Genomic DNA, 24,845 nt, shown 5'->3' with positions numbered 1-24,845 from the left:
GCACTGACATCTACTTGTCGTCCGACACTTTCGTGGCCGACGACACCGAACACCTGTCGGCCGTCGCGACAGTGACAGCGCTTCTCGCCACGACCAAATGTCAGCGAGTTCAGCGTTTGACGCGACCTCGGATCGCGAGGACGGCGAGGGCAAGGAGGACGGGTTCGAGGAGGCGGGACCCCATCTCGACGTAGGTGCCCGTGGTGGTCAGGTTTTGGCCGGAGGAGCGGAAGACCACGGAGTTCAGAACGACTCGGGTGGCCTTCTCGGCGCGTTTGCCGGTCAGTCGTTCCTGGGGTGAGCCGGTCAGCTCCGGGTCGGGGGTGTCGACGGTGAGTCGCACATCCTGTCCGGGAGTGACCTGTTTCCCGACGACCTGGGGTTTGGGGTCGTCGGTGGGCAGGCCCCAGAGCATCATCGCGAGCACCGTGGCGGTCATGGCGAGGAGCAGCCAGGTGATGGCGCGGGAGGCGCGGAGGCCGTAGCCGGACAGGGCCCAGTAGGCGGTGAGGAGTCCGCGCTCGGCACGGTTGCGGCCGGGGCGCCGGTCGAGGCGGCGCATCTCCGTCTCGCCCATGTAGAAGTCGGCGGCGCCGGGTTCGTCCTTGCCGTCCTCGAAGGCTTTGCGGAGTTGGCGGTACAGCGCGGCGAGCGCGGCCGGCCCGGGCACGGTGGACGGGGAGCCGGAGGGCGATGGCGGTGCGGGTGTCCACCCGGCGCGCAGGCGGGGACGATGCGTGGGCAGGGCCCGCCAGTGGTGTTCCTCGGCCAGCGCCAAGCGGTCGGTCCACCGCAGGGGTATGCCGCGGAGCAGATCCGTTCCCGGCGGTGTGCGGGCGAACCGGGTGTCGCCTTCCAGACGGAGTTGGTCGAGGTGGAACGCGCCGAGGAACCGGCACACGGTGAGGTCGGTGTCGGTCAGCACCAGGTGCGCGGCGTCGACCCCGTCCACGCTCAACACCCGTACCGGATCGGTGCCCGCGGCGGCCGAGACCACTGCCAAGGGGAAGTTGAGGACCGCTCCGCTCATGTCGAGATCGGCGTGCCACAGCCGCAGCGTCGCGGTCGCCTCCCACCGGGTCCGCCCGCACCGCAATTCCCCGGCCGCGGCCTCGATCACCACCGGCGCGCCGAACACCGCTCCTGACAGGTCCAACTCCTCCCAGCACCACAATGGTCCCAACACCGCCAGGGACTCGAACCTCACACCGGTGAAGCTGGCGTTGCCACCGACCACGACACCGTTGAAGTAGGCGTCGGCGGTGAACGTCGCGCCGTGGAAGTAGGCGCCGGCGGTGAACATCGCGCCGTGGAAGTAGGCGCCGACGGTGAAGGTCGCGTCCCGGAAGTAGGCGCCGGCGGTGAAGGTCGCGCCCTGGAAGTAGGCGTCGGCGGTGAAGGTCGCGCCCCGGAAGTAGGCGTCGGCGGTGAAGGTCGCGCCCCGGAAGTAGGCGTCGGCGGTGAAGGTCGCGTCCCGGAATTCGGTGTCGGCGGTGAAGGTCGCGTCCTGGAAGTAGGCGCCGGCGGTGAACGTCGCGCCCCGGAAGTTGGCGTTGCCGAGATGGGGATGGGTGGTGGCGGGGTCGCGAAGTGCGTCCAGGAGCGCGGTCAGGAGAAAGCTGTCGAAGGTGGTGCTGCGGTGGTCGACGTCGGACCCGGGGGTCAGGGTTGCCAAATACGCGGCCCGATCGGTGGGATCGAGGTGGGTCAAGCACCGTGTGTGTCCGGCGACGTGCACGCCTCGGCAGCCGACGGGGTCGAGGACCGGGTCGGTGCCCTCTGCACAGTGCGGCCAGGGCGGCGGTGTGGGCGAAGGACCGGGAGGCGACGTCATGCCACCGGGGACGACCCGGAGTGATCCTGCGGTTGCGGAGCGATGAACCCGGTTCCGGTTACCTGATGTCCATCAGGTTCACTGACATTTTGCGTGGCCAACCCGCTGACAGCGACTGTCGAAACCCGCTGGCAGTTCCACGGCAGACGACAACACCGCCCACCATGACACGCCAAAGACCAAGATCATTCCTCGGCCTGCGGCTGCGCGGTCGACTACCGGCTCGCCGCCGAGCAGCCCCTTGAGTGGTTCGGCGAAGGCCTGCGCGACGTCGGCATCGAGCCCGGAACGCTGCTGCTCACCGACGCCGACCGGGACAAGGCCCGGGCCCTGGCCGCCGGGTGCGACCCACGCACCGGCGAGCAGCTCGTGGCCCGCAAACAGGAACTGGACCCGCGCGGCAAACTCCCCGCGCGGGCGTTCGTCGACGCGATGCGCGCGGCCGCCGAGGCGGCCGGCACCACCCCGGCCGGGCTGCTCGACCACGGCACCGCCCCCACCAAACGCCTGCGCCGATACGCCCAACTCGAACGCGGACTCGTCAACGAGGGCGACGCGCACAAGGTGCCGGTGAAGGAGCTGGGCGTGCTCGCGCGGGCGGCCGGCATCGACCTGGACGCGGTGTACGGGGCGGACTCGGTGGCCGAGGCGCACCAGTGGGCCGGGGCGAAGGTGACCGTCGGCAACCTCGGGTTCGACGTCACCCTCGAATGCCCGAAGTCGTTGTCGGTGCTGTTCGGCACGGCGCCGGCGGAGCTGGGCGCGGAGCTGCGCGAGACGTACATGGAGGCGGTCCGCGAGAGCGCCGCCTACCTCGAGGACGCCTGCGCGTACGCGATGGCTGGCCACCACGGCGGCGGCCGCCGCGCGGAACGCCGCGACACCTCCGGCCTGCTGGGTTGGGCGATGCTTCACCAGGCGGCCCGCCCCGTCCCCGACGCCCCCACCGAAGTACGGACCGAGGGGCAGGACGCCGAGGAGAGCGCGACCGCCAAGGAGACGCCCCGGCACTCGCCCGGTGACCCGCATCTCCACGTGCACCTGACCGTGATGAACATGGCCCACGCCGACGACGGGAAATGGCGCACCATCGCGGCCGGCGGCCGAGACCTGCACCGTCACGCCCGCGTCGCCGACGCGTACACCGAGGCCCGCATGCGCGCCCTGACCGCCCAGCGGTTCGGGGTGCGGTGGGAGCGTCGGGTGCCCGGCGGGGCGTGGGAGGTCGTCGGCATCCCCGAGTCGATGCGGCTGGGGTTCAGCCGCCGTTCGACGGCGATCCGGGCGAGCGTCGCCGAACAGGGCCTGGGCCCGGGCGCCGGGAAGAGCGTGGGTTCCGCGACCCGCCGGGCGAAGCTCGCGGTGGGCGAGGACGAGACGCGGGTGGTGTGGCGCGAGCGCGGTACCGAGCTGGCGGGCCGCGACGTCGACCTGGTCGTGGCCGAGGCCGCCCCCGACTGGGACGGCCACCACCCCACCGGCCCCGGCACACCACCCGCAGGCCCGCCGCGGTTGCCCTCGCCGGCCGACGTCGCCGCGCGGATCTGGGATCCCGAGACCGGCCTGACCAGCCACCGCAAGGTCGTCACCCGCGTCGACGTCCTCGCCGCGGTGCTGGAGGAGTGCGGCGAGGGCGTCACCGACATCGCCCAGGCCGAGGAACTCGCCGACCAGGTCCTCGAACTGCAGGAGTGGGTCGTCGCGTTGCCGGGCGGCGGCCAACGCCACATGTCCGACGCCGCCCGCTACACCACCGTCGACATCGTCGCGGCCGAGGCGACCATCGCCGCGCACGCGATCGACGGCATGCGCGGCCGCAGGTTCGCCGCCGTCCCGATCGAGGTCGCGGCCGCCGCCGTCCAGATCCGCGAGACCTCCCAGCAGTGGCGGTTCAGCCCCGAACAACTCGACGTCCTCGAAAGGCTGTTGACCGGCGGGAACGGCATCGAGGCGGTCGTCGGCGTCGCCGGCGCGGGCAAGACGTCGTTGATGGCGGCCGCGCGCACCGGCTGGGAAGCCCAAGAGCTGGTCGTCGCCAGCGCATCCACCGCATCGGTGGCGGCCGAGAACCTCTTCAACGAGGCGGCGATCCCCTCCCACTCGATCGCCTCGTGGCTCGCCCGCATCGACCGCGGCCAGGGACTCGCAGGCGTGGACGTCCTGGTCGTGGACGAGGCCGCGATGGTCGACGACCGCGCGATGGCCCGCCTGGTCGTCGAGGCCGCCCGCACCGGCACCAAGGTGGTGTCGATCGGTGACCCCGAGCAGCTGCGCGCGATCGGCGTCGGCGGCATGTTCGCCGAGGTCCACCGCCTCACTCACGGCCTCACGTTGGGCGAGAACCGGCGCCAGGTCGACGCGGCCGAACGCGACGCGCTGCAGACCTGGCGCGACGGCGACCGCCGGGGCGCGCTGCGCGCGTTGGCGGCGGCCGGGCACGTCCACGCCACCGACAGCCCCGCCCAGGCCCACGAACAGATGCTCACCGCCTGGGCCCAGGCCCGCGCCGACATCCCCGACCCGCACGACCGCATCGACGACGTGCTGTTGCTCGCCGGGCGCAACGCGGACGTGGACATGCTCAACGCCGGTGCCCGCGCGCAGGCCCGGGCCGGCGGCGAACTCGTCGGCGACGACGTCGACTACGGTCCCGGGATCGCCCTCGCGGTCGGCGACGTCGTGCGGGTGCGGGCCAACGACTACCGCTCCCGGCGCGGCGCCGGCGCGGACGTCCTCAACGGCTACCGGGCCGTCGTCACCGAGCAGGATCCCGAGCTGGGCGCCCGGATCGCCTGGCGCGCCCCGGGCCCGGACGGGCCCGAGCTCACGCAGGCGTGGATGAGCCCTTCGGCGATCGCCGAAGGGGAGCTCACCCACGGCTACGCGATGACGATCGCCTCCGCGCAGGGACTGACCAGCGACGTCGCGCTGGTGTACGCGGCCGGCGCCGACGCCTACACCATCTACCCCGGCATCACCCGCGCCCGCCGGCGCACCGACACCTGGCTGCCGCTGGACGCGCTGGAGGACGACACCACCCGGATCCGCCTGGGGCCGGTTGCCGACCGCGCCGAGCGCCTGGACCGCGCGGTGACCGCCTACGCCGACCGCGTCGAACGCGCCCGAGGCCTGCGCGAGGAGGCGAGCATCCGCGCCGCGCTGCCCGCGGACCGGCTCGCCGCCGAGGACGCGATCCGCGTCGACATCGAACGCGACCGCCGCGAGCAACGCGCCCGCGAACGCCGCCAGGAGCAACAGCTGCAGCAGACCCGGCGCCCGAGGCTGCCGGCCCACCAGGGACCCGGACACGGCGGCCGCGGGTTCTCGATGTAGGCACGCACGGCACCGGGCCACGGGAACAGGAGACCGTCGACGACCGACGAGAACGCCATGGCGAAACCACTGGGGCCCGGCCGCCGCAGCGTGGGTGGATTGGGATTGCTCACGACAAATCCCATATACAGACTGCGCGTCCGACAGGGTGTACAAAGCCCGCCCACCTGCGGCAATGCCCGACACCGGGCGTCGTATCCAAGGACGACGGGCCACGCGAGGCCCCCGGCGACGGGGCAGGCGACGCCCTAATCGTCACGCCCCGATCCGGTGACGATCAGGGCATCGGGCGATTCGCAGGATCCGACGCCGATGACCCTCCCCGCTGGGCCGCCTGACGTTGGCGCGTCGCCGAGGTAGGCACGCCTGCGGCGGCCGCCGTCTCGTATCGCCTGTCGGCGCCATGCCACCTGCGGCGGCATCGGGGCCTCTCCCGCCGGCCCCGATCCCCGGCGGGCCCTCGCCTACCGTCTCGCCCGCGTCGGTGGGCACCGTCGGGCGACGCCGGTCCAGGCCTGCGACTGTGCTCGCCCACGGCCGCCCCCGTCGCGATGGTGGGACCAATGGGACCGTCCATCGCGGGCGCGCGGGCGCGTGCCAGGTCCCGACATCTTGTGTCTCGCCCTGAACGGACGCCTCGACACGAGGCGTCGACCTGCGCGTATGCCTGCGTCACGGTGTCGCGGGTGCCCGAGACGGTGGTTCCGAGGTGGGACCGTCGGCTCAGTCGAGGCCCGCTTCGGCGCGCAGCTCGGCGATCTCGCGGTGCGCGGCCGCGAGATCGGCGGCCATCCGTCGCGTGCCCTCGGCGACTCCCGCCTCCCACACCTGACGCACGAGCTGCTCGGCGGCGGCCTGGTCCAGGCCGGTCACCGCCATCACGCGGTGGGTCAGGGTCACGATCGGATGCTCGTCCATGCCTTCAGGACATCCCGCCGGCCCGTACTCCGCACGGCGAGGACGCTCGCCACTCCCGCAGCCTGTGACGAACTGTGACGAAAACCGGGGCGCGGCGCCGTATCCCCCGCCCCCCGCGGTCGCCTGCCAGGTGGGCGAGGCCGTCGAGCGCCTGCAGACGGTGGCGGACGGGCCGAACCGGGACTGGGGACCGGACGTCACCGAGACAACCGGCGCCGCCGTGCGCGACCTCCTGGCGGTCCTGGCCGGCATCGACGCCGGGCCGCCGAGATGCTGCAGCCGGTCGCCGACGCCTTGGACCCGATCCTGCAGCGGCTGTACGAACAGGCCCGGGCCCGATGGGAGTCCGACCATGGCGACCCCGGGCCGGCCGGGTTGTGAGACTTGTAAGACCACCCTCGCGCGCGGGCACGCGCGCGAGGCCTCGAATCCCCGCCCTGAGCAGCCCGGACGCCCGATCGGCCACTCGCTTAGTCAAGTCCCGGGACTTGACTAAGCGACGGTCGCGACGTGTGCGTTTCTTCGTCTCGCGCTGGCGCCGCTACTCGTCGTCGAGGCCTTCGTGCAGCAGGAACGTGGCGGTGCTGCCGAGCTCCTGCAGGACGTCGAGCATGCCGGCCACGCCCTTCCACTCGGGATTCAGCGCCGGGTTCAGCCCGGCCGCTTTGGCGTCCTCCCACAACGCGGTCACGTAGGTGACCAGTTCGTGCCGCGCGAGCAGCTGCGCGCCGCGCTCGTCGGCGGTCAGCGTCAGAAAGCGCGCCCGGTCACGCTCGCGGAACGCGTCGCTCAACGCCATCGCCGCGTGCTGCGCGTCGGGGAAGTCCTTGGTCTCGTTGGTGCCCGTGACAGTCATGCCGGGCACGCTACGGCCGGCCCCGCCGCCGGGGCGACCCGTTCTCGGTGAGGGGTCTTCGGAATGTTCGGACTGTTCCCATACGCGCACGTGCGCGAGGCCGTCGGGCGGGTGACAACGTCGGGTTGTCGCCCGGCGGGCCCGCTTCGACGTGTAGGTCCGGCTGTAGGTTCACCCCGGCCGACGCCCCTACAGGCCCGACCTCGCCAAGCCGCAGCCCACGCACGTGATCGGGCCCACGTGCCCGGTCCGATCAAGGGGTGCGGCCGGCGGCCGGGGAAGACGCGGGCGGGCCGCGATGTCACCCGGAAGGCCGCGTGCCGCCCGCAGGGGCGGGCTCGTTGTCGAGGTCGACGCATTCAAGTCGACCCAGGAGATTCGGCAACGATGTCGAGGAAGACGGACCCGAAGGCGAGCGAGCGGACGTTCGACACCGTTCTCGCCGAGGCCCAGGACACCCCATGGCTGTTGGTGTGCCACATGGATCAGGCGGGGCGTTCGATCGTCCTGCCGGTCCAGTCCCCGGAGCATGCGGCGGCGTGCCTGTCGTCACCCTTCTTCGCTCCGAAGGAGGGCACCCGCAAGCTCTTCGAGATCGTGCGGCCGGAGTGGCACGAGAAGGCCCCGCCGGTCTCGGTTCCACCGTTCACCACCAAGAGGTAGGCGAAACATGCACGGTGGGGATTACTCGACTCTCTTCGCGGTCTTTCGCGGCACCGGCGTCATCAACCGGGAGGGCTTCTATCTGCCGACGTACGATCCGGAGACCGGCGCGTGCAACGGCCGGATCGACGCACACGCGTTCGCCCACGAGATCCTGAACGCCCTGGGCCGCTGCGGAGAGGAAGAGGGCACCTGCCCCCTGCCGTCCTGTGCGCCCGAGAACGACGACGAACCCGAACGCGTCGCGTAGGCCACACAGTTGTGCGCCCGGCCCGTGCGTGACGCACAACCTGTGCGCAGTGCGGCGCACAGCCCGACGCACGGCTGTGCGTGCGTCACCGGGCGCACGGCGGCTCGTTGTGCGTGTGTGCGCCGACCGTCCCCCGTGGTCGGGGCTGTGCGTCCGGCGACCCATCCCCCGAGGTCGCCGGACGACGCCCCTCCCCGGCCGGTCGGCCGACGCGCGGAGTCGTGGGGCCGAAGGTGTCGTCGACCATGCCGCCGAACGCGGCCGGGCCCGCCCGGCGATCCGAGGGGGAACGCGGGACGAGCCCGGTGTCGAGGAACTACTCGGTGATGCTCACGACGGTGGAGACGGTGCCGGACACCAGGTGATGACCGGCCTCCTCACCGATGCCGCTGAGCAGAGCCGGCAGGAGCAGGGCCAGCGCGGCGTACGCCCGCCTTCCCCACCGCGACCGCGGGGGCGTCCCGGTCGGTTCCGGGGCGGCGTGACAGCATTGAAGTGGTTCGTCGGTGGGCATGTGTGTGCCTTCCTGTCGTACCGATTGGAGATGATGGCTCCCGGCGGCAACCGGGGGCCGTCGCCCTTTTTGGCGGCGGCCCGGTGAGCTCGACAGGCACAACCCTAAGCACACCGAGCCGCGCGCTCGGGGCCTCCGCGTGACTCTGACCTGCGGTGGAACCGGCTGATTCGGCCGATCGGAGATCCCTTCGATTTATCCCGACACGGTCTCGGACCGGTACCGCCGACACGCCGCTTCGACCGGCGCGGACAGGCTGCCGGACACATGTCGGGACACACACGCGGACAAGTCCGCGTGTCCGCGCCGGTTGTCCGCCCGACAACGCTCGTCGGCGGTCGTGCACGCCGCTGACCAGCGCCGACAGTGTCGGGACAACCGGGGCGGACACTGTCCGCCCCGGTTGTGAGGCGGGCACGCCCGTCGGCGAGCGGGCACATCGCTGACCAGCGCGGACACGCGGCGGACAAAAGGCGGACATGTCCGCGCCTTGTCGCGACACCTGTACGGGCAAGGTGTCGGGCGGACACATCTGCGGACATGTCCGCGAGTGGTGCGGACACGGTGTCGAAGGTGTCGATGTCGGTTCGACACAACGCCCGCCCGTCCACCGAGGCGCCCCCGCGAGCGTTCGATCTTCGTCGCCTCGACCCCCTGCGACTTCACTCAAACGGGTGACATGGCAGTTCGTCGGGGCGCCCGAAATCCGAGGCGAGGTCTACAGCCCCAGGCCCTCGGTGGCGGCGTCCTCCCACATCTCGCCGTCCTCGACGTAGGACCAGAACACCGGCGAGTTCGCCGAGTGTCCGGACTGCTTGCGCAGCTTCTCCGGCTTCTTGCCGCGCTTGCGGCCGGTGGTGGGGTTCAGCCCGGCCGCCTTGGTCTCCTCCCACAACGCGTCCACGTAGGAGGCCGGGACCCCTGTGGGCGACCTGCCGTTCTCGCGTCGCCGGGTTGTGCCCCATGGAGGCGGGCTTTGCGGGGCCGGGTTCCGGAAGGGTCACCGCCCGAGCCAGAACGTCCCTGCCGATCCGAGGACGGCGGCGGCGACGGCGATGATCCGGTGGGGGATGTGCTGGACAGTCAGGCGCAGGCCGCCGACGCGCAGTTCGAGGAAGGGTCGCGTGCTGCGTGCGGTGGAGGTGCGGGGTCGGGGCATGTCGGGTTCTCCGTTCGTTCGTCGTGTGCCGGGTGGTCACCGGGCACGGGACGAGCGTCCGGCGTTTGTGGGGTGCTGCGGCAGGGGGAACGGGGTGTTCCCGGTGGATTGGCAAGGCATCGTTCGGCAGGCGGGGTGTTCCCGGTGCGGAAACCTTCGGGTTCTCGCACGGCACGGCTTACAGTCCCGCTTGAATCGGGAACGGGAACGGTGTCGAAGGGGGCAGGCATGATCGAGGAGACGCCCGAGCGGGACGGTGTCGAGCCGGGGGCGGCGGTCTACGGGGCTGCGATGGAGGAGTGTTTCGAGCGGTGCGGCGCCTCGCGCCGGGAGTTCGCCGCGTCCATCCCCACCAACGCCTCCGTCGTCACCCGCTACTTCCAGGGCCGGCGCGTTGCACCCGCCTCGTTCCTGAATACGCTCGCGGCGTTCCTCGCCGAACGCGGCGCGCCGCTGGCGCTGCAGGAGGCGGAACGGTTGGACGAGTTGCGACGCGCGGCGCTGGACGCGAGTGCCCGCCCGCACCACCAGGCCCAGGCGTGGCGCGAACGCGCCGAACGTCTCGCCCGCGACAAGGACGAACTCGCCGCGCTCCTGCGCGAACAGCAGAACCGCGGCGACCGCGAACGATGCGAGACCACCCGGGCCCTCAACGTCCTCGGCCTCGATCTCGCCGAACTTCGCGAGGACCTCGACTGCGCGCTGGCCGACAACACCCGCCTGCAGGCGGAGAAGACCACCACCGAACACGAACGCGACGAGCTCCGCACCCGCGTCGAGCGGCAAGACGGCCAGCTCGCCGCCGCCGCGTCCCACACCCGCAACCTCGAACACGAGCTCACCGAACAACGCACCATCGCCGAACACCTGCGCCGCGAGGTCGAGGTCCTGCGCGGCCAAGTCCACACCCTCGCGCGGGAGGCCACCCCGGCGGAGACGCCCGCCGTCGCATGTGTTCCCACCCCGGCAACACACCCCGATCCAGCCCCGCGCACCCCTGGGGAGGAAGTCCGGCGGCGGGGATCGCGCGAGTGGGAAGAGCTCATGCTGCGCTCGGCCCCGGCGCCGGAACCGAGCCTGCGGCGGGGATCGCGCGAGTGGGAGGACATCATGCTGGGCTCGGCCCCGGCGCCGAAGCCGAGCCTGCGGCGGGGATCGCGCGAGTGGGAGGACATCATGCTGGGCTCGGCCCCGGCGCCGAAGCCGAGCCCGCGGCGGGATTGAGGTTCGTTCCCACGGGATTGGTCACTGCCGTTGCTGTGGTGGGGACGTGGCCCGTGAGCGGGGTACCGATGTGGGTGCGTCACCACACCTTGATCTTCCAGGTGAGCGCCTTGATTCTCCTGGCCCTGCGCATGCGCCTGATCCCCGGCATCGTCCGAGACGCAAGGGACCACGGGGTGACCGACGGGGAAGCACGTGCGCTTAGTCGAGCGGCCGGGCCCGCCCGGCGTTCCGAGGAGAACGCGAGGCGGGCCCAGGGTGTGTGTTACTCGGTGATGCTTGCGACGGCGGATGCGGTATCGGTGACCAGATGGCGTCCGGTCTCCTGACCGACGCCCACCAGCACGGCGAGTACGAGGGTGCCGAGCGCGGTGAACGCACGTCGCCGCCACCGCGAGCGCGGGGCCGGAACAGCCGGTGCCGGATCGGCGTGACAGCATGGAAATGGTTCGTCGGTGGGCATGAGTGTCTCCTTCTCGGACCGATGTGAGAGATGGCGGCTCCCGGCTGGCACCGGGGGCCGTCGCCGTTTTTCCGGCGGCGGCCCGTTGAGCGGCAACAGCAGACTAGCCACGTTCCACGGAGGCTGTTGACGCTCTGACCTGCGCGAACGGTGGGGGGACAACGCGGACAAGGGTGTGCGGACACGGGGGACACCCTTGTCCGCGCTGTCCTGCCGGAGTGTCCGGGACACCTTCGGACCTGCGCGGACACGGGGGGACAAGCGGGGGACACGTTGTCCTGCAGTTGTCCGCGGCCTCCGCCCAGGAGGCCCCGAAAAAATCTTGAGATTTCCGAAACTCGCGCGGTGAGAACGAGAGCAAGTGAAAACGGACAAAAAGGTGTCCCGGGTGGGGCGGACACCGTTGTCCCGGTTGTCCTGTCCACTCGTCCGCGACGTCCCGGACCTGCGCGGACACTGTCCGGACACGCTGTCCTCCGGTTGTCCGCCGGGGTGTCCGGGAGGTCGGGTCGGAGGCGTGAAGGGGGACGCTCTCCAGGTCGCCGGTGGAGGCGATCACCCGGATGGTGTGGTCGAACTCGGCGACATCCCGACGGATTCGGAGGCGTTGTCCAGGGTGAAGGCGAGGAGGACCCGATCGTCCTCGTCGGACCCGGGGGCCTGGTGCGCCAGTAGCGCGTCGCAGACGGCCGGGGGCGGGCCGGTGGACGCGGAGAAGCGATTCAGGAGGTGTGCGAGTCCTGCGTCGAAGTTCTCCTGGCGCCGGGCGATGAGGCCGTCGGTGTACAGCAGACACATGGCGTCCGGCGGCAACGACATTTCCGTAGCCTGATAGTTCGGGTTGTCCGCCACTCCGAAGGCCAGGCCGGTGTTGCCCCACGCGACTCCGCTCGCGCCGCCCGGCGCGCGGAGGAGCGGCGGAGGGTGCCCGGCCGAGGTGAAGGTGAACCGTCGGGTGCCCGGGTCGACGATTCCGTACACGCCGGTCGCGATCCACGAGGACCCCGAGATGCCGAGCATGAGGTTGTTCGAGCGTTCCATCACCTCTTGGGGCGGCAGGCCCATCGACGCGAAGGCCCGCATGCCCGCGCGCAGTTGCCCCATCAGGGCGACCGCGCTCGGTCCGCTGCCCATGACGTCTCCCACGGCGACGCCGGTTCGACCGTCGGGCAGGGGGATGACGTCGTAGAAGTCTCCGCCCATGCACCAGTAGATGGCGGGGCGGTAGCGGGTGGCGATGGTGATTCCCGGAGTCTCGACCACGTCGGCGTGCAGCATTGCCCACTGCAGATGGAGGAGGGCCTCTCGATCCTCCTGTTCCCGCGCGTTTCGTTCCTGAGCCGCGGCCACGAACCTGATCAACACATGGTCCGTGTCCGTCGACGAGGTTGGCGTTTCTTCCCGGGCGGCGCTGTCGCCAGGCTTTGTGTCGGATGCGGCGGTCCACAGTTCGAGGAACCGTGGGATCTCCTGCTCCGGTGTGGTGCTTCGAGCCCGTGTTCCCAGGATCTCGACCAACGTCTCGACCGTGTCCCATCTGGGCAGGCGCGCCTGGGTGAAGGCGGTGTGGAGCGTGCTGCGCGATATCCGCCACCCGCAGAGCCCGCTCATCTGGTCGAGCGAGGGCAGGCCCGCCCACAGATGCAGATGGTGCAGTGCCTCGTTCAGGTCCTTCAATGGACCCTCTGGAAGGTTCGGGCGTCCGAACCTACCCGGGTTGCCCACGTGTTCCCCCTGTCGTCGTGGTGGCGTCGAAGGAGAGTCTTGGGTACGGGAGTCGGACATCGGACACTTCTGGACGGCGCCGGACCTTATTCCTCGTGAATAAGGCCAACAGGGTTGGCATCGCGTCGGATAAGCTCCCCTTATCCGACGCGACAAACCGGACGCGTCACCACGTGAGGGAGACCCGCCCGTGAGGCACGTCCTCGAAGGCGCTCCGGACGGCGGCCGCGACGAGTTGGTGACGCGCTGGGCCGAGCGGCACGGCGTCGACGTCGCCCGCCGCCTGGTCGAGGCGGAGGACCTGGCCGACGCCGTCGGCGCCGCGATCGTCCCGACCAACACCACCGACACCTACGACAAGGCCTGGCGGACCTGGGAGCGATTCACCACCGCGCAGGGCCTGCCGGTCGACGAGGGCGGCCGCGGTTCGTTGGTGGCGTTCGTCGCGTGGATGCTGCGCGAGGGCCGCCTCGACGGCACTGGCTACGCGCCGCGGTCCGTCTCGACGATCCTCGCCGCGGTCGTCGTCGGGTTGCGCGAGCGCGGTGTGCGGATCGTCCGCGACGACCAGGCCGAGGCTCGCAAGGCCCTGGACGGCCTCACCGTGCGGCTCCTGCAGGAGGGCGAGCGGCGCGGACGCGGCCAAGCCAAGGGCGTCAACGCCGGGGACCTGTACACCGTGGTCCGGGCCTGCCCCGACACCCTCACCGGACACCGCGACCGTGCGCTGGTCCTCACCGGCCTGCACTACGCCTCCCGCGCCCAGGACCCCGCAGGCCTCCTCGCCCGCGATGTCGCCCTGCACCCGCGAGGCCTGGTCGTGTCGATCCTCACCGGCAAGACGAAGCACTCGGTGCGCGACGCCCGGATCCTGCGCCAGTACGATCCGGAGGTCTGCCCGGTCCGGGCCTGGGAGACCTACCGCGCCCGACTCGCCGCCGACGCACCGCTTGAGTGGTCCGCGCCCGACGCCCCCGCGTTCGTCGGCATCGACCGGTGGGGCCACGTCACCGGCGGCATGACCCCCGACTCGATCACCCGCGCGGTGAAGCGCGTGAGCGCCCGGGCCGGGGTCGCGGTCGCCTGGACCGGACACTCGCTGCGCGTCGGCCACGCCTCGATGGCCCGCCGCAAAGGCCGCGACGCGGTCGCCATCGCCGACCAGGGCGGCTGGGCCCGCCACTCCCGCTCCCTCCACGGCTACATGCAGATCGAGGACGGCTGGAACGACAACAGCTCCGCCGACCTCGTCTGAGGCCGACGGGAAGCACGTGCTTCCGGAACGGTGAACTCGGTAGACGCGGTCCCCTCCGATGTGGCTAGGTACCCGAATGGCAGCGACCACGTTCGGCTCGAACAACACCGACATGTACAGCAAGCACATCGACTCCCGGACGGGGATCTGCCCGCACCCCGAGTGCGCGGTAGGCGTGGGGATGACCCTGCGCAACAAGCGCACGATCAGTCCCCGGCTCCGTATAACACAGTCGTGATCCCCGATGGCGCCATTCACGAGGAGGCGTGGACCTGTGACCTGTGCGGGCGGACGATCCTGGAACTGGTCACCTGGTTCTGGACCGAGGACGACGAGGACGACGCCGTCGTGTCCGAGCGCCGAGTGATCTGGCCCGCTGCCGCTCCGCGCGAGCTGTCTCCCGACGTCCCGGAGAAGATCCGCGACCTGTTCGTCGAGGCGTCCAGGGCGGAGGGAGTGGGTGCCTACCGGCTGGCCGGCGCCGGCTATCGGGCGACCGTCGAGGAGATCTGCAAGGACCAGGGCGCGCAGGGCAACAACCTGTTCGCCAAGATCAAGGACCTCGCCACGCGCGGCGTGATCGCCCAGGACCTGGCCGACGCCTTCGACGAGGCCCGATACCTGGGCAACGACAGCCTGCACGACGGCCTCGCGTACGCCTCGGACGAGGTCGCGGACGTCGCCGAACTCATCGAGGAGGCGACGGAGTTGCTGTACGTCCAGCCCGCCCAGCGCAAGCGGATGAAGGATGCCCGCGGCGCCCGCCGCGCGGCGCACAAGGCCACGCAGCAGAAGACCTGAGTGTTCCTTGGGATCCCCAGAATCCCGGCAACTGCCTCGGATCCGGCATGTTATCCGAGGTGGTTAACGCGAAGCGGAAGCCGCACCGCCGAAAACCCCTCCGAACGCCGGAAGATCGCGAGTAGCCTCCCGAGCCATGACGAGCACACCCTGGCGCACGCTGTCCGTCCGCCTCGGACACGCCGAGTTCGACGACACGCTGTACGAGGGCGTCCCCGACCATCTCCGGGACGTCCTGGAGAGGTGGGTGCACGACACCGTCAACGCCGCCCGCGCCGAAATCATCCGCATGCGGCTGCGGATCCCCGCCCACCCCCAGATGAACGACTTGTACGTCCTGACGTCCCTGAACGACCTCGCACTCCTGGACGTCATCGACGCAGCTCTGTCCGAGCCTCATACCGTCGATCACTACGCACGCCAAGCCCTCGACACGTACCTCGAAGTCGCCGGATCCGCCTACCACATCAACGCGATGCGAGACGGGCTGGAAATGCGGGTGGACCCGACGGTCACCTCCGCCGTGCGCGAGACGGTCACCGAGGCCGCGGACACCACCACTGCCGGCTCCGCCGCCGACCACCTCACTGCGGCGTGGACGGCCGTCTACGGGCTCGACCCCGACCCGAGCGTGTCGTACAGCAACTCCATCAAGGCCGTGGAATGCGCGGCCCACGCCATCGTCCAGCCCAATCACGCGAAGGCCACGCTCGGCACGATGCTCGGCGAACTCAGGAGCGTGCCAAACACGTTCGAGTTCACCGTCGCGACCGCGCCCGACCCGATCGCGGTACCGCGGGTGATGATGCAGCTGCTGTGGGACGGCCAGACCTCCCGCCACGGCAAGCAGACCCCCACCCGCCCGGAAACCCTCGAAGAGGCCCGCGCCGCCGTCCACGCGGCCGCCACCCTCGTGCAGTGGTTCGTCTCCGGCGCGATCACGCGTCTGCCGTAGCTCGCCGCTGGCCTCGGATATCCCGGTCCTATCCGAGGTCAGAACCCGGAGGCGGAAGCACCTACCTCCGGAAGAAGGGGAAACGTAGGGCTCGGCACGTCGCATCGTGGGGGACGTGCCAAGCCATGGCGCCGGCTACCGATTTGGTCCTGATCGGTCGATGCCGTTGGGGTACTGGTCGAAGATTTTCTGCAGCGTCTCCTCGGATGCGCTTGAGTTCCTTGTGCAGGGCTTTGATGCGGGTGTCGGCGTCGGGGCCGGCGATGCCCAGGGTGAGGCCGTCGTCGGCGGGCGGTGGCTGACGGGCCAGCCGGCCGCGGCGACGCGGTGGGCGACGAGGGTCCGGGCGCGGGCGCGTCAGGTGGGAGGCGGGTTCTTGAACGGTGGTTTCGGTTCAGGACCGCAAGCGGGATTTTTGCCGAGGATTCTCGGGCGATGGTGCCGTTCAGGAGCAGTCGAAGCGGTACGCCCAAGGCATGCTCGGACAACTCGAACAGACGAAAAGATACATTCCACCCATGTCGCCGATGCAGAGATCGGTGGGACTGAAGCCCCCGCCGATCGAGTCGACTCGCGGATCGATGTCGACGCCGACATGCTCGATCGGTGCCCAGCGCTTGCCGCTTTCCACGTCGTACTCCCGGCTGGAGACCGTGAGCAGATGCTCCATCCGACGACCGCAGGCGCACTCCGGCCACAGTGGCGGCTGGGCCCAACCCGGCCAACCACCGACCTTGACCCCCGGTGCCACGGACAGATGGCGGGAGTACGACCAACCGGTCGCCGCCTCGGCAGCCTCCATCCGGCTGTGACGCTCGAACGGGTACTCCGGTTCGTCGGGGCTCGGGTACTCGACGACCCGCTCCGGATCGATGAGACACGGCCGCGGCACCGTCCCGAACGGAACGTCCTCGTACGGCTCCGGCGTACCGGCGACCGGCCGGGCACCGACGCGGGCCTCGTTCCGCCAATACAGCACCGGCCGCGGCCAGCAGCCCCCATCCTCATCCGGGTGATCGAACGGACACCAGAGAACCTGCAGCAGATCCGTCCCGGGCGGGTACGGCAACTCCGACACGTCCCGCGCGTACAACTGGACGATCGGCACCAGTGGCACTGGCCCTCGGGGCTCACTCACGACGTCGACCCGGCCGTGATGGGGTATCGAACAGGTCGGCCACGGCTCGACGGCAGGCCAGAACAACGGTCCACCCACCGAACTGTCCGACGGCGACGGAACCCCAGGGCACGGATGCAGCCGGGTCGCCGTCCGCGCCATCGGCAGCAACTCCGGAAGACGACCGGCGGGATCGACCGGCCGCGCCCGGGTGGTGTGCATGCCGAACCGGTGCAACTCCCGGGGCAGAACCACGTGACAACGACGCAGCGACATCCGCGTCCACTGACCAAAGAGGTCCACCTGCGCCCAGACGTGTCCGTCCTCGACGCTGTCCAGCGTCGCGGTCGTGCCCTTGAACGGACCGCCGATTATCTCGACGCCACGCCGGAGCGTGTCATCGTCCGTTGCCCTCCGACCCGGTACCCGATCATCCAGTGTCACGGCTAACTCGTTTCCTTCCATGAGGACAGGAGGCTTCTCAGGTGTGGTCAGGCATCGAGTGCCCCCATGTCCGGCGCAGTCTGTTACGTTCGCCGACATCACATCACGCAGGACGGCGGCACCATGCGGTCCTCCAGGCCCAGTCGCCGATGCGTACTGGCCGGAGGGCCTTCAGGTCGACCAAGGCGGCCCCATGGCTCTCTCCTCCTCGCTGCGCTGGCGGGACCGCTCGGCCCGCTTCAGCGCCTGGGGTTCGAGGTATTCACGTCGACAGACGCGCTCCTGGGCTTCGCGCGGCGACGCAACGCGGCTGCATCGGGCGCGATCCCGACACAGTGAACGACATCTGAGGATCGCAACGGCCATAAGTCCAAGCGCGGTCTCCGACACGCGGCCACCCGGCTCTTCGCGCGCTCGGTGGATTCGCCTTGTGATCGCAGACGAGGAATGCGTTGACGAAAGCCCGGCCATCCGCACGGATGGGAAAGGCAGCCGAGTATCCGGTAGCGGCTTGTGCATTCTCGCCACGGAAGGCGAGTTGAACGTCTCGACTCCGCTCGTGGATGACAAGGGAGTCGACCTCGTCTTTCACCATCGTGGAAGGAGAGGGTGAAGACGACCGTCTTCGCCGGGAGGTTCGACCGCAGCCCCCTGAGGTCGCCCGCCGCATCGTCGAGCACCCCGCCGAGTGAGGGGCAACCGACCGCAATCGAAACGGAACCGGCGCCAAGCTTCCGTCGGTCACCGGTGGGCGACTGACGGAGCGTCGGCTGCGTGGGGTGTGCCGCTCAGTCCGTGAGGAACGCACCTTCGCGGCAGGCGCGGCAGACGAAGACATAGCCCAGCCGGCCGCCGAGGTTCATCGCGGTCTGCGCGGAGATTCCCTCCTCCAGGTGTGCCGCGAACTCCATCGTGCCGGTGCAGGAGGGGCATGTGGGCAGTCGGTCGTCCTCGAGGTAGGAGGGGCTGCCTCCGAGTGACCCGAGCACTTCGCGTTGCCTCCCGAATCGTTCTTCGGGCTCCCGTTTCCACCCCGAGCGGGCGAGGTCGTACGCGTCGGGCGCGACTTCGTCGTCATCGCCGTCATCGCCGTCCTCCGCGGGGTCGATCGTCACGACGTGGGTGCGGATGGCCGAGGTGGCGGGCAGCAGCGTCACGCCCGTCGCGGGCACCTCCACCGGCCGCAGTTCCTCCCGGGGGAACAGATGGACCCGGTTCCTGCCGGACGTCGCGTCCCAGAACTCGCACGCGCCGGGATCGTTCTGGCACACGAACACCGACAGAACGCCGTACTCGACGGGAAGATGGGCGAAGAACTGCAGCGGCCCTCCGCAAAAGGACCCGCATATGGGCCAGCTGAATCCCGCAGGAGCCAGCGGCACTCCCCCGGTCCGCAGGACGCCGGAATCGGCCGGCGCGGTGCCGTCGTAGATCATCAGAGTGGACTGCATGGTGAGAGGCTACGGCCGAAAACGTCTTACGCCACGGCCGAGAACCCATCGTGACCTCCACACCACCGCACAGGTTGGACAACCCGCTGTCCCGATCCCGCATCTGCCAGGCATGATCACGCAGATGCGCCGGGGCGTCGGGACCAGGTGCTAGCGTTGCGTCGATTCGCATGTAGCCGACGAGGGGTTGCGTGGACCGCTGTGCCGGGGGAGTCGGCAAGAGCCATCGCGCGCCACCTTCCGGCCGCAGCAGCCGGGCTCTCGCCAAAGACGTCACACTCGGGGGTCTGGTGGACTCGCGTATGTGGTCGGCACCGTCGCCCACGACCTCGGCCCGGACGGCCCCGGACCAGCGTGCGTCCCCACCGAACTCGTCGAGGGATCGAGCCTCGGCGACATCCCGTACCCGGACGCAGGTTCGGGTCGTCCGAGGCCGTCGAGGTGGGCAGGCCATTAGCCGAGGCCCTGGGCCATACACGCCGCCGGGGTGGCCCACGGAGACCTCCAACTGGGCAACATCGTTCTCGGCGACAACGGCGCGCCACGGATCATCGGCCTCGTACGCCGAGGCCGCCGACACGCCGCGCACACCCGGGCACAGCCCCCCGGCACTGGAACCAGAGCGGGCGGTCGGTGCCGTACGAGTCGTGCTTCGAGGCAGATTCAGCATCGGCGGTCAATGGCGCCGGGTCGGCTTCGGCGTCGCCTCAAGCGCCGAGGGGGGTGACCGCACCCCGTGACCGAAGCAAGCTTCCTGCCCGACGGCCTCGAACTCCTCTCGCCGGACCCGATCGGGGAAGGCCACCAGGGGGTCGTCTACGCTGCCGTCCACCGGCGGAGCGGGACCCGCGTGGCGCTCAAGACGCTGTTCGACCTCCACGGCGTCGACGTCCACCGCGACCTCATGCACGAAGTCAGGCTGGGAAAGCGCGTGCAGCCGTCCCCCCACGTGGTCCGTACGCTGGGCTACTACGCAGCGCTGGGCCCCCGTCTGCCGTTCGCCGTCACCGAGCTGATCACAGGCCGCCACCTGCGCGAACTTGTCGCAGAAGGCCGTAGGTTCACCCCCAGGGAAGTCACGGAGCTGGGCAAACAGGCCGCCGCGGGTCTGGCGAAGATCCACGACGCGGGCATCCACCACAACGACTTGCACGGCGGAAACATGCTCCTCGGCGAGGACGGCGTCCTCAGGATCATGGACTTCGGACAGGCAACCGCGGTCGACCCCGACCTTTCCCCGCGTCGGCGCGCCCACGGGGTGGCATACGACGTCGGGGGTCTGGGCGATGCGCTCGCCGAAATGTTGTGCGGCCCCATCACTGCGGAAGAACGGGTGCACGAGCTGGCTGTTCCGGGTGCCTACCGCAGGCTTGCGCTGGACGCCGGAGCCGGCTCCGAATTGGCTGGTCTCATCGGCGATCTGGCACACGGGGACCACCGAAAGCATCTGACTGCGCACGAGGCCCACGCCCGCCTCGGGGAGATCGCTGCCGTCGCGCGCTGCGCCGAACGTGCGGCGCGAGGAGCGTTGCCGGCCCGCCGGGTTCTTCCCGCACTCGGGAAGGAGGCCGGACCGGCCGGCGCCAAAGTGGACCGGTCGCGCGGCATGGGGCATCACGGCCCGGACGCCGCACCAACCCCCGTGAACGGATACTCCCGGGTCGGCGGAGCCCGGCGTTCCGGAGGCAACAGCATCCGGCCGAACGAGCCGGGCGGCGGTCGGACACTGTGACGCGGTGCGCCCCGCCGCCGCCCACGATGCGGGGTTCGCGTCCCGCGCCGTCGCAGCCGGCAGCGCGTACGGCGACCAGGACGGCTTCCGGTGTGAACTCGCCGACGCCGGACTGCCGTTCGTGATGGCGTTGAGGCCGCGGCACGGGACCTGGGCACGCCCCGACCAGGCCCACACCCCCGTCGACGCCGCCCGCGTCCCGACCTGGAGCGGATCGCGGAATCCCGGCGACTGGCGCGCGGTGATCCGCACCTTCCGCGACAGACACACCGAGACCTGGTGGGCCGCCTACGCGACACTCGGGTGGTGGGGCCCGGACGGCACGACCCGACTGGTGGTGGCCACCACCGACCCGGCGACGCGAACGCCGTACTCGACGGGAGATGGGCGAAGAACTGCAGCGGCCCGCCGCAAAAGGAGCCGCATACGGGCCAGATGAATCCCGCAGGAGCCAGCGGCACACCCGGTCCGCGCGACGCCCGAGTCGGCAGGTGCGGTGCCGTCGTGGATCATCGAGTGGACTGCATGGTGAGAGACTACGGTCGAAAACGTCTTGCGCCACGGCCGAGAACCCATCGTGACCTCCACACCACCGCACAGGGTGGACAACCCGCTCTCGGCTGCTCCCGCACAGGCCTTCCTCGGACCGGGAGTGTGGCCTCCTCGTGCGGGCTTCAGCGGCCGGCCGGCGTTATCGCGGCGGAGCCTCGCTGGGAGCGGGGGGTCTTCTCGCCGACGCGCCTGGGGGCGATGGTGCGCGGGTCGACCGCCTCTCCGGGCGCGCCCGCCTGGTAGGGGCCCTCCGGCTCGCTGTCCCGGTCGTGCGGGAGGAGGAAGAAGACCCTGCGCAGTTGCAGGCCGCTGTCGGGGTCGGCCTCGGCGGTCTTGTCGAGTTCGGTGTACCCGACCAGGCGGCCGTCGCGTTCATAGCGCGGCTTCCCGCGGCGGCGCATCGTCTTGTCGAGGGCCTGGCGCACGTAGTCGAGGCCATCGGGACTTTCCAGCCACACCACGGAGTCCTCGTGGAGGAGATCGCCCTCGTTCAGTAGCGAACTCATGGCCGGCCCCACTTTCTTGACGGGTTCGAACGGGTCGTTCGTGACATCGATGGAACCCCGGGGGTTCCCCTACATGGTAGTTGCGGCCTGCACGTTTCGAAGGGGCGCGATTCAGGCATCACGTGCCCCGTCGTCGCGGCCGGGCGCGTCGCCGTCCTCGGGGAGCAGGCCCAGGCCGGGGTAGTACTTGCGGCCGCTCGACTTGGTCATGTCCGCCGGGGACGCGAGCCCCAGCTCCTGGCGGACACGGGTGGCGAACGCGCGCGCGGTGGCCGGGCGCAGTCCCTCCCCGGCGTTGCACCAAGCGCTGTAGGCGCCGTAGAGCAGGCCCTGTTCGACGCGGAGGTCCGCTCGTTCGGCGTCCTCGACGCCGCGGGTGCAGCGTTCCCCGAGGAAGCGGCCGATGTGGTCCTCGGTGGTGGCGTAGGCCTCGGTGGCGCTGCGCACCGACGCGGGGCCGGTGAGCGGGTCGCGGGTGGTGAGGTAGCGGCGGGCGCCCTCGACGAGCCAGTGGAGGATGCCGGGGCCCTCGCTGTCGACGAGTTCCTTGGCGAGGTTGTCGATCTTGCGGGAGGCGGGGACGACGCGTTCGAAGGGGATCAGGCGGATCCTGCGCCAGAAGGCGTGGCCGCCGGTGCCGACCTCGGGGCGGTGGTTGCCCAGGAGCCAGAGTTTGTGGGTGGGGGTGAAGCTGAAGAAGTCCTGGCGCATGCGGCGGGCGCTGATCCGGTCGCCGCCGGTGAGGAGTTTGACGCGGGCCTCGTCGAACCTGTCGTTGGGCCTGAGTTCGCTGCAGACCACGATGCGGCGGCCGTGGAGTTCGGTGAGTTCGGTGCTGTGCTCGCTGAACTTGCCCTTCTCCATGAGGAATCCGGGCGGCGCGGCCTGGGCGTAGTCGCCGAGGATCTGCGTCATCACGTCCAGCAGGACGCTCTTGCCGTTGGCGCCCGTGCCGTACAGGAACGGCAGGACCTGGGCGCCGACGTCGCCGGTGATGGAGTAGCCCAGGAGCAGGTGGAGGAAGTCGATGGTCTCCCGGCCCTTGGCGTCCTCGCCGAAGGTGTCGCCGAGGAACCGGTGCCAGCGCGGGGTGGGCGTGTTCTCGGGTGCGACGCCGGTGGCGCGCGAGTGCATGTCGTGCAGGGGGTCGGGCTTGTGGAGTTCCCCGGTGCGCAGGTCCACGACCCCGGCGGGGGTGCACAGGGCGTAGGGGTCGCCGTCCAGGACGTCGGTGTCCAGGGCCAGCGCGGGCGAGGCCTTGGCCTGGGCCAACATTGCCTTGATGCCGGGGGTCGACATGGACCGGCGGCGGTGCGCGGCGAGGTCGCGGTCGGTGAACCGGCCGTCGGGGTCGGTGGCGGGCATCTGTTCGGCGAGGTCGCCGGCCGCCCACACGGCGGCCTTCTCACCGCCGGTGCGGCGCCACCGGTAGGTGTCCCACGCGTACCAGCCCAGGCCCTCCACGTGCCGGAAGCGGTCCCCGTACGTCGCGGCGAACAGTTTCGCGTTGCCGCGGTCGGTGAGCAGGGTGGGGAGTTGCCCCTCGGCCGCGGGGGGCGGGTCCCGATGGTCCGCGGCGCCGTGCTGCGCGGGCACGCCGGGCACTCTGGCGGCGTCCCGGATCTCGCGCATCTGCCGCGCCGCGTCGACGGGGTCGAAGCGGGTGCTGTCGGCGGCGCTGGTCATGGACGTCCTTTGGGGTGGAGCGGCCGGCGCATGCCGGCGGACAGGGCGGAGGCGACGACGGTCTCGTTGCGGTGCTCCTGGTGGGGGCGCGCGGACCGGGCTGCCGTGAGGAGGCGTTCGCGTATGCGGTCCTCGGTGACCACTCCGGCGGCGACGAGGCCTCCGGCGGTGTAGGCGGCGCGGTTGAGTTTCTCGGTGAAGCTCGCGCCGTGGGGGGTCGCGGCGCAGGCCTCGATCTCGGCGACCAGCGTGTCCAGGACCCCGGCGCCGCCTCGCCCGGGGCGCGCGGCCGCGACCGGGGTCGGTGTGGGTCCGGCGGGTGCGGGTGTGGTCGGGACGCTGTGCCCGGTTCTGTCGAGTTCGCCGGCGAGCCAGTCCGGCAGGGGGGCCGGGGTGCGGGCGGTGCCGAGCGGGACGTACGTGCCGGCGGGGGTGCGGGTGCCGGGCGCGACGATGTACCCGCCCGTGGCGCGGACGTCGACCTGCCAGGCCAGGGCCACCTTGTTGCTCGATCCGGTCGAGGAGCGGTAGGGGCCTTGGGTCGGGGTGGTCCGGTACCAGATGTGCAGGCCTTTCGACGGGGTCCTGACCCGAAGGGTGGTGATGTCGTCGGCGGGGTCGGGCTGTTCGTGGTAGGCCGCGAGCAGGGCGAGGGTGTCGAATCCGGAGTCGAGTCCGGTCAGGTCGATGCTCTCGTGGACAGGGATGCCCGGGAGGAGGCGGTCGCGTCCGGGGACCCGGACGGCGTGGGCGTCGACGTCGACGACGACGAGTCCGGCCGGGCCGCAGGAGACCCCCACGCCGAGTCGGGGGGTCTCGCCCCACCAGGCGTCGATGCGGGCGGGGTCGAGGGTCGCGGCGTGGAAGCCGTGGCACCAGCGGCCCGCCCGGGGGCAGGGGCAGTCGTGTGGGGGGTGGGGACGGTGCCGGCAGGTGTCGCAGTTCGCGGCGGGGATCTTGCCGCCCGGGGCGAGGGGGTGGACGGGCCATCCGTTGCGGGCGCACCAGCGCGCCACGTCGAGGGACCGAACGGTCCCCGGCGTCGGTGTCGAGGCACCGTCCTCGTCGTGGCGTCGCACGAGTGGTCCTTGTCGGCGGTCGTCGGGCATTCCTTCGGTCCGGGAGAGAACGTGCTGGTGGGAGCATTGATCGGAAGGACTGAAGGGACTGAAGGGACTGAACTTGCGGATGAGTGTCCAGAGCCTAGCGCAGTAGGGACCCGCGTTTCGGCGACCTCGCGCCCATGTCATTCCTTCGGTCCCTTCAGTCCCTCCCTTCTGGGAACAAAGGCAAATATGTTTCTCTTTTCGGACCTCATGCGGGGTCGGTGGCGACCGATCGGCCGGAGAACCCCGCTCCGGCCTCGGGCGGCGAGGAAGTGGTCACCGCACGCCGACTTCCCGAAGG

General features: G+C 70.7%; 22 protein-coding genes and 2 pseudogenes. 11 read left to right on the top strand and 13 right to left on the bottom strand.

Annotation, left to right across the window (positions count from 1 at the left end):
- Positions 1-109 precede the first annotated feature (109 nt).
- Positions 110-1,711, bottom strand: a complete 1,602-nt coding sequence (locus ACZ4FV_RS32665) for a pentapeptide repeat-containing protein (RefSeq protein ID WP_465323951.1) — start codon at positions 1,709-1,711, stop codon at positions 110-112.
- Between the two features lie 348 nt (positions 1,712-2,059).
- On the opposite strand from ACZ4FV_RS32665, the pseudogene mobF reads away from it, so the two are divergent.
- Both mobF and ACZ4FV_RS32655 read left to right on the top strand, forming a co-directional pair.
- Positions 2,060-3,232 (top strand): annotated as a pseudogene (mobF, locus tag ACZ4FV_RS32660) (MobF family relaxase); the annotation flags it as partial.
- 330 nt (positions 3,233-3,562) lie between these two features.
- Positions 3,563-5,167: an AAA family ATPase gene (locus ACZ4FV_RS32655; protein WP_465323962.1), complete on the top strand. Its 1,605-nt coding sequence runs from the start codon at positions 3,563-3,565 to the stop codon at positions 5,165-5,167.
- A 723-nt stretch (positions 5,168-5,890) separates the two neighbouring features.
- Here ACZ4FV_RS32655 and ACZ4FV_RS32650 read toward each other — a convergent pair.
- Positions 5,891-6,085 carry a hypothetical protein gene (locus tag ACZ4FV_RS32650; protein ID WP_402239369.1) on the bottom strand — a complete coding sequence of 65 codons (195 nt, stop codon included), beginning with the start codon at positions 6,083-6,085 and terminating at the stop codon, positions 5,891-5,893.
- A gap of 541 nt (positions 6,086-6,626) precedes the next feature.
- Positions 6,627-6,941 carry a hypothetical protein gene (locus tag ACZ4FV_RS32645; RefSeq protein ID WP_402239372.1) on the bottom strand — a complete coding sequence of 105 codons (315 nt, stop codon included), beginning with the start codon at positions 6,939-6,941 and terminating at the stop codon, positions 6,627-6,629.
- Positions 6,942-7,328: 387 nt separating this feature from the next.
- Here ACZ4FV_RS32645 and ACZ4FV_RS32640 point away from each other — a divergent pair, with 387 nt between their 5' ends.
- Positions 7,329-7,604 (top strand): hypothetical protein, encoded by a 276-nt coding sequence (locus ACZ4FV_RS32640; RefSeq protein WP_402239374.1) that lies wholly within the window; start codon positions 7,329-7,331, stop codon positions 7,602-7,604.
- A gap of 7 nt (positions 7,605-7,611) precedes the next feature.
- On the top strand, positions 7,612-7,854 hold the full coding sequence (locus ACZ4FV_RS32635; protein ID WP_402239376.1) for a hypothetical protein: 243 nt from the start codon (positions 7,612-7,614) through the stop codon (positions 7,852-7,854).
- A gap of 316 nt (positions 7,855-8,170) precedes the next feature.
- Here ACZ4FV_RS32635 and ACZ4FV_RS32630 read toward each other — a convergent pair whose 3' ends face one another.
- The 3 genes from ACZ4FV_RS32630 to ACZ4FV_RS32620 all read right to left on the bottom strand — a co-directional run bounded on the left by ACZ4FV_RS32630 (position 8,171) and on the right by ACZ4FV_RS32620 (position 9,527).
- Entirely contained in the window at positions 8,171-8,368 is a 198-nt protein-coding gene (locus tag ACZ4FV_RS32630; RefSeq protein ID WP_402239377.1) for a hypothetical protein, read from the bottom strand.
- Positions 8,369-9,086: 718 nt separating this feature from the next.
- Positions 9,087-9,272: a hypothetical protein gene (locus ACZ4FV_RS32625; protein ID WP_402239379.1), complete on the bottom strand. Its 186-nt coding sequence runs from the start codon at positions 9,270-9,272 to the stop codon at positions 9,087-9,089.
- 96 nt (positions 9,273-9,368) lie between these two features.
- Entirely contained in the window at positions 9,369-9,527 is a 159-nt protein-coding gene (locus ACZ4FV_RS32620) for a hypothetical protein (protein ID WP_402239381.1), read from the bottom strand.
- A 228-nt stretch (positions 9,528-9,755) separates the two neighbouring features.
- Between ACZ4FV_RS32620 and ACZ4FV_RS32615 the strand changes: the two genes are divergently transcribed.
- The gene (locus ACZ4FV_RS32615; RefSeq protein WP_465323950.1) at positions 9,756-10,751 is read left to right on the top strand and encodes a hypothetical protein; all 996 of its coding nucleotides are present in this window, start codon (positions 9,756-9,758) and stop codon (positions 10,749-10,751) included.
- 265 nt (positions 10,752-11,016) lie between these two features.
- Here ACZ4FV_RS32615 and ACZ4FV_RS32610 read toward each other — a convergent pair whose 3' ends face one another.
- Complete coding sequence (locus tag ACZ4FV_RS32610) at positions 11,017-11,214, bottom strand: hypothetical protein (protein ID WP_402239386.1); 198 nt, start codon at positions 11,212-11,214, stop codon at positions 11,017-11,019.
- Between the two features lie 555 nt (positions 11,215-11,769).
- Positions 11,770-12,891 carry a PP2C family protein-serine/threonine phosphatase gene (locus ACZ4FV_RS32605; protein WP_465323949.1) on the bottom strand — a complete coding sequence of 374 codons (1,122 nt, stop codon included), beginning with the start codon at positions 12,889-12,891 and terminating at the stop codon, positions 11,770-11,772.
- Positions 12,892-13,129: 238 nt separating this feature from the next.
- Here ACZ4FV_RS32605 and ACZ4FV_RS32600 point away from each other — a divergent pair, with 238 nt between their 5' ends.
- From ACZ4FV_RS32600 to ACZ4FV_RS32585, 4 genes are all read left to right on the top strand, one after another.
- Entirely contained in the window at positions 13,130-14,194 is a 1,065-nt protein-coding gene (locus ACZ4FV_RS32600; protein ID WP_465323948.1) for a site-specific integrase, read from the top strand.
- A gap of 76 nt (positions 14,195-14,270) precedes the next feature.
- A complete protein-coding gene (locus tag ACZ4FV_RS32595) occupies positions 14,271-14,432 on the top strand; it encodes a hypothetical protein (RefSeq protein ID WP_465323947.1) in 162 nt (53 codons plus the stop codon).
- Positions 14,429-14,995: a DUF4145 domain-containing protein gene (locus ACZ4FV_RS32590; protein ID WP_465323946.1), complete on the top strand. Its 567-nt coding sequence runs from the start codon at positions 14,429-14,431 to the stop codon at positions 14,993-14,995. Before ACZ4FV_RS32595 ends, ACZ4FV_RS32590 begins: the two co-directional genes overlap by 4 nt.
- A gap of 136 nt (positions 14,996-15,131) precedes the next feature.
- The gene (locus ACZ4FV_RS32585) at positions 15,132-15,950 is read left to right on the top strand and encodes a hypothetical protein (RefSeq protein ID WP_465323945.1); all 819 of its coding nucleotides are present in this window, start codon (positions 15,132-15,134) and stop codon (positions 15,948-15,950) included.
- Positions 15,951-16,395: 445 nt separating this feature from the next.
- On the opposite strand, the gene ACZ4FV_RS32580 is transcribed toward ACZ4FV_RS32585, so the two are convergent.
- Both ACZ4FV_RS32580 and ACZ4FV_RS32575 read right to left on the bottom strand, forming a co-directional pair.
- Positions 16,396-17,511, bottom strand: coding sequence for a DUF1963 domain-containing protein (locus tag ACZ4FV_RS32580; RefSeq protein ID WP_395874423.1), 1,116 nt, complete (start codon positions 17,509-17,511; stop codon positions 16,396-16,398).
- A 788-nt stretch (positions 17,512-18,299) separates the two neighbouring features.
- A complete protein-coding gene (locus ACZ4FV_RS32575) occupies positions 18,300-18,962 on the bottom strand; it encodes a hypothetical protein (RefSeq protein ID WP_465323944.1) in 663 nt (220 codons plus the stop codon).
- A gap of 736 nt (positions 18,963-19,698) precedes the next feature.
- Between ACZ4FV_RS32575 and ACZ4FV_RS32570 the strand changes: the two genes are divergently transcribed.
- The gene (locus ACZ4FV_RS32570) at positions 19,699-20,694 is read left to right on the top strand and encodes a protein kinase domain-containing protein (RefSeq protein WP_402242217.1); all 996 of its coding nucleotides are present in this window, start codon (positions 19,699-19,701) and stop codon (positions 20,692-20,694) included.
- A gap of 19 nt (positions 20,695-20,713) precedes the next feature.
- A pseudogene (locus ACZ4FV_RS32565) lies at positions 20,714-21,073 on the top strand (IS701 family transposase); the annotation flags it as partial.
- Between the two features lie 295 nt (positions 21,074-21,368).
- On the opposite strand, the gene ACZ4FV_RS32560 reads toward ACZ4FV_RS32565, so the two are convergent.
- The 3 genes from ACZ4FV_RS32560 to ACZ4FV_RS32550 all read right to left on the bottom strand — a co-directional run bounded on the left by ACZ4FV_RS32560 (position 21,369) and on the right by ACZ4FV_RS32550 (position 24,454).
- Positions 21,369-21,752 (bottom strand): DUF6009 family protein, encoded by a 384-nt coding sequence (locus ACZ4FV_RS32560; RefSeq protein WP_465323943.1) that lies wholly within the window; start codon positions 21,750-21,752, stop codon positions 21,369-21,371.
- Between the two features lie 111 nt (positions 21,753-21,863).
- Positions 21,864-23,438 (bottom strand): DNA primase family protein, encoded by a 1,575-nt coding sequence (locus tag ACZ4FV_RS32555; RefSeq protein ID WP_465323942.1) that lies wholly within the window; start codon positions 23,436-23,438, stop codon positions 21,864-21,866.
- Complete coding sequence (locus ACZ4FV_RS32550) at positions 23,435-24,454, bottom strand: bifunctional DNA primase/polymerase (RefSeq protein WP_465323961.1); 1,020 nt, start codon at positions 24,452-24,454, stop codon at positions 23,435-23,437. Before ACZ4FV_RS32550 ends, ACZ4FV_RS32555 begins: the two co-directional genes overlap by 4 nt.
- Between the last annotated feature and the right edge of the window lie 391 nt (positions 24,455-24,845).

It is taken from the genome of Embleya sp. NPDC025285, assembly GCF_055558835.1.
Note: the sequence above shows the minus strand (reverse complement) of the source record. Positions and strands in the feature narration are given on the sequence as shown.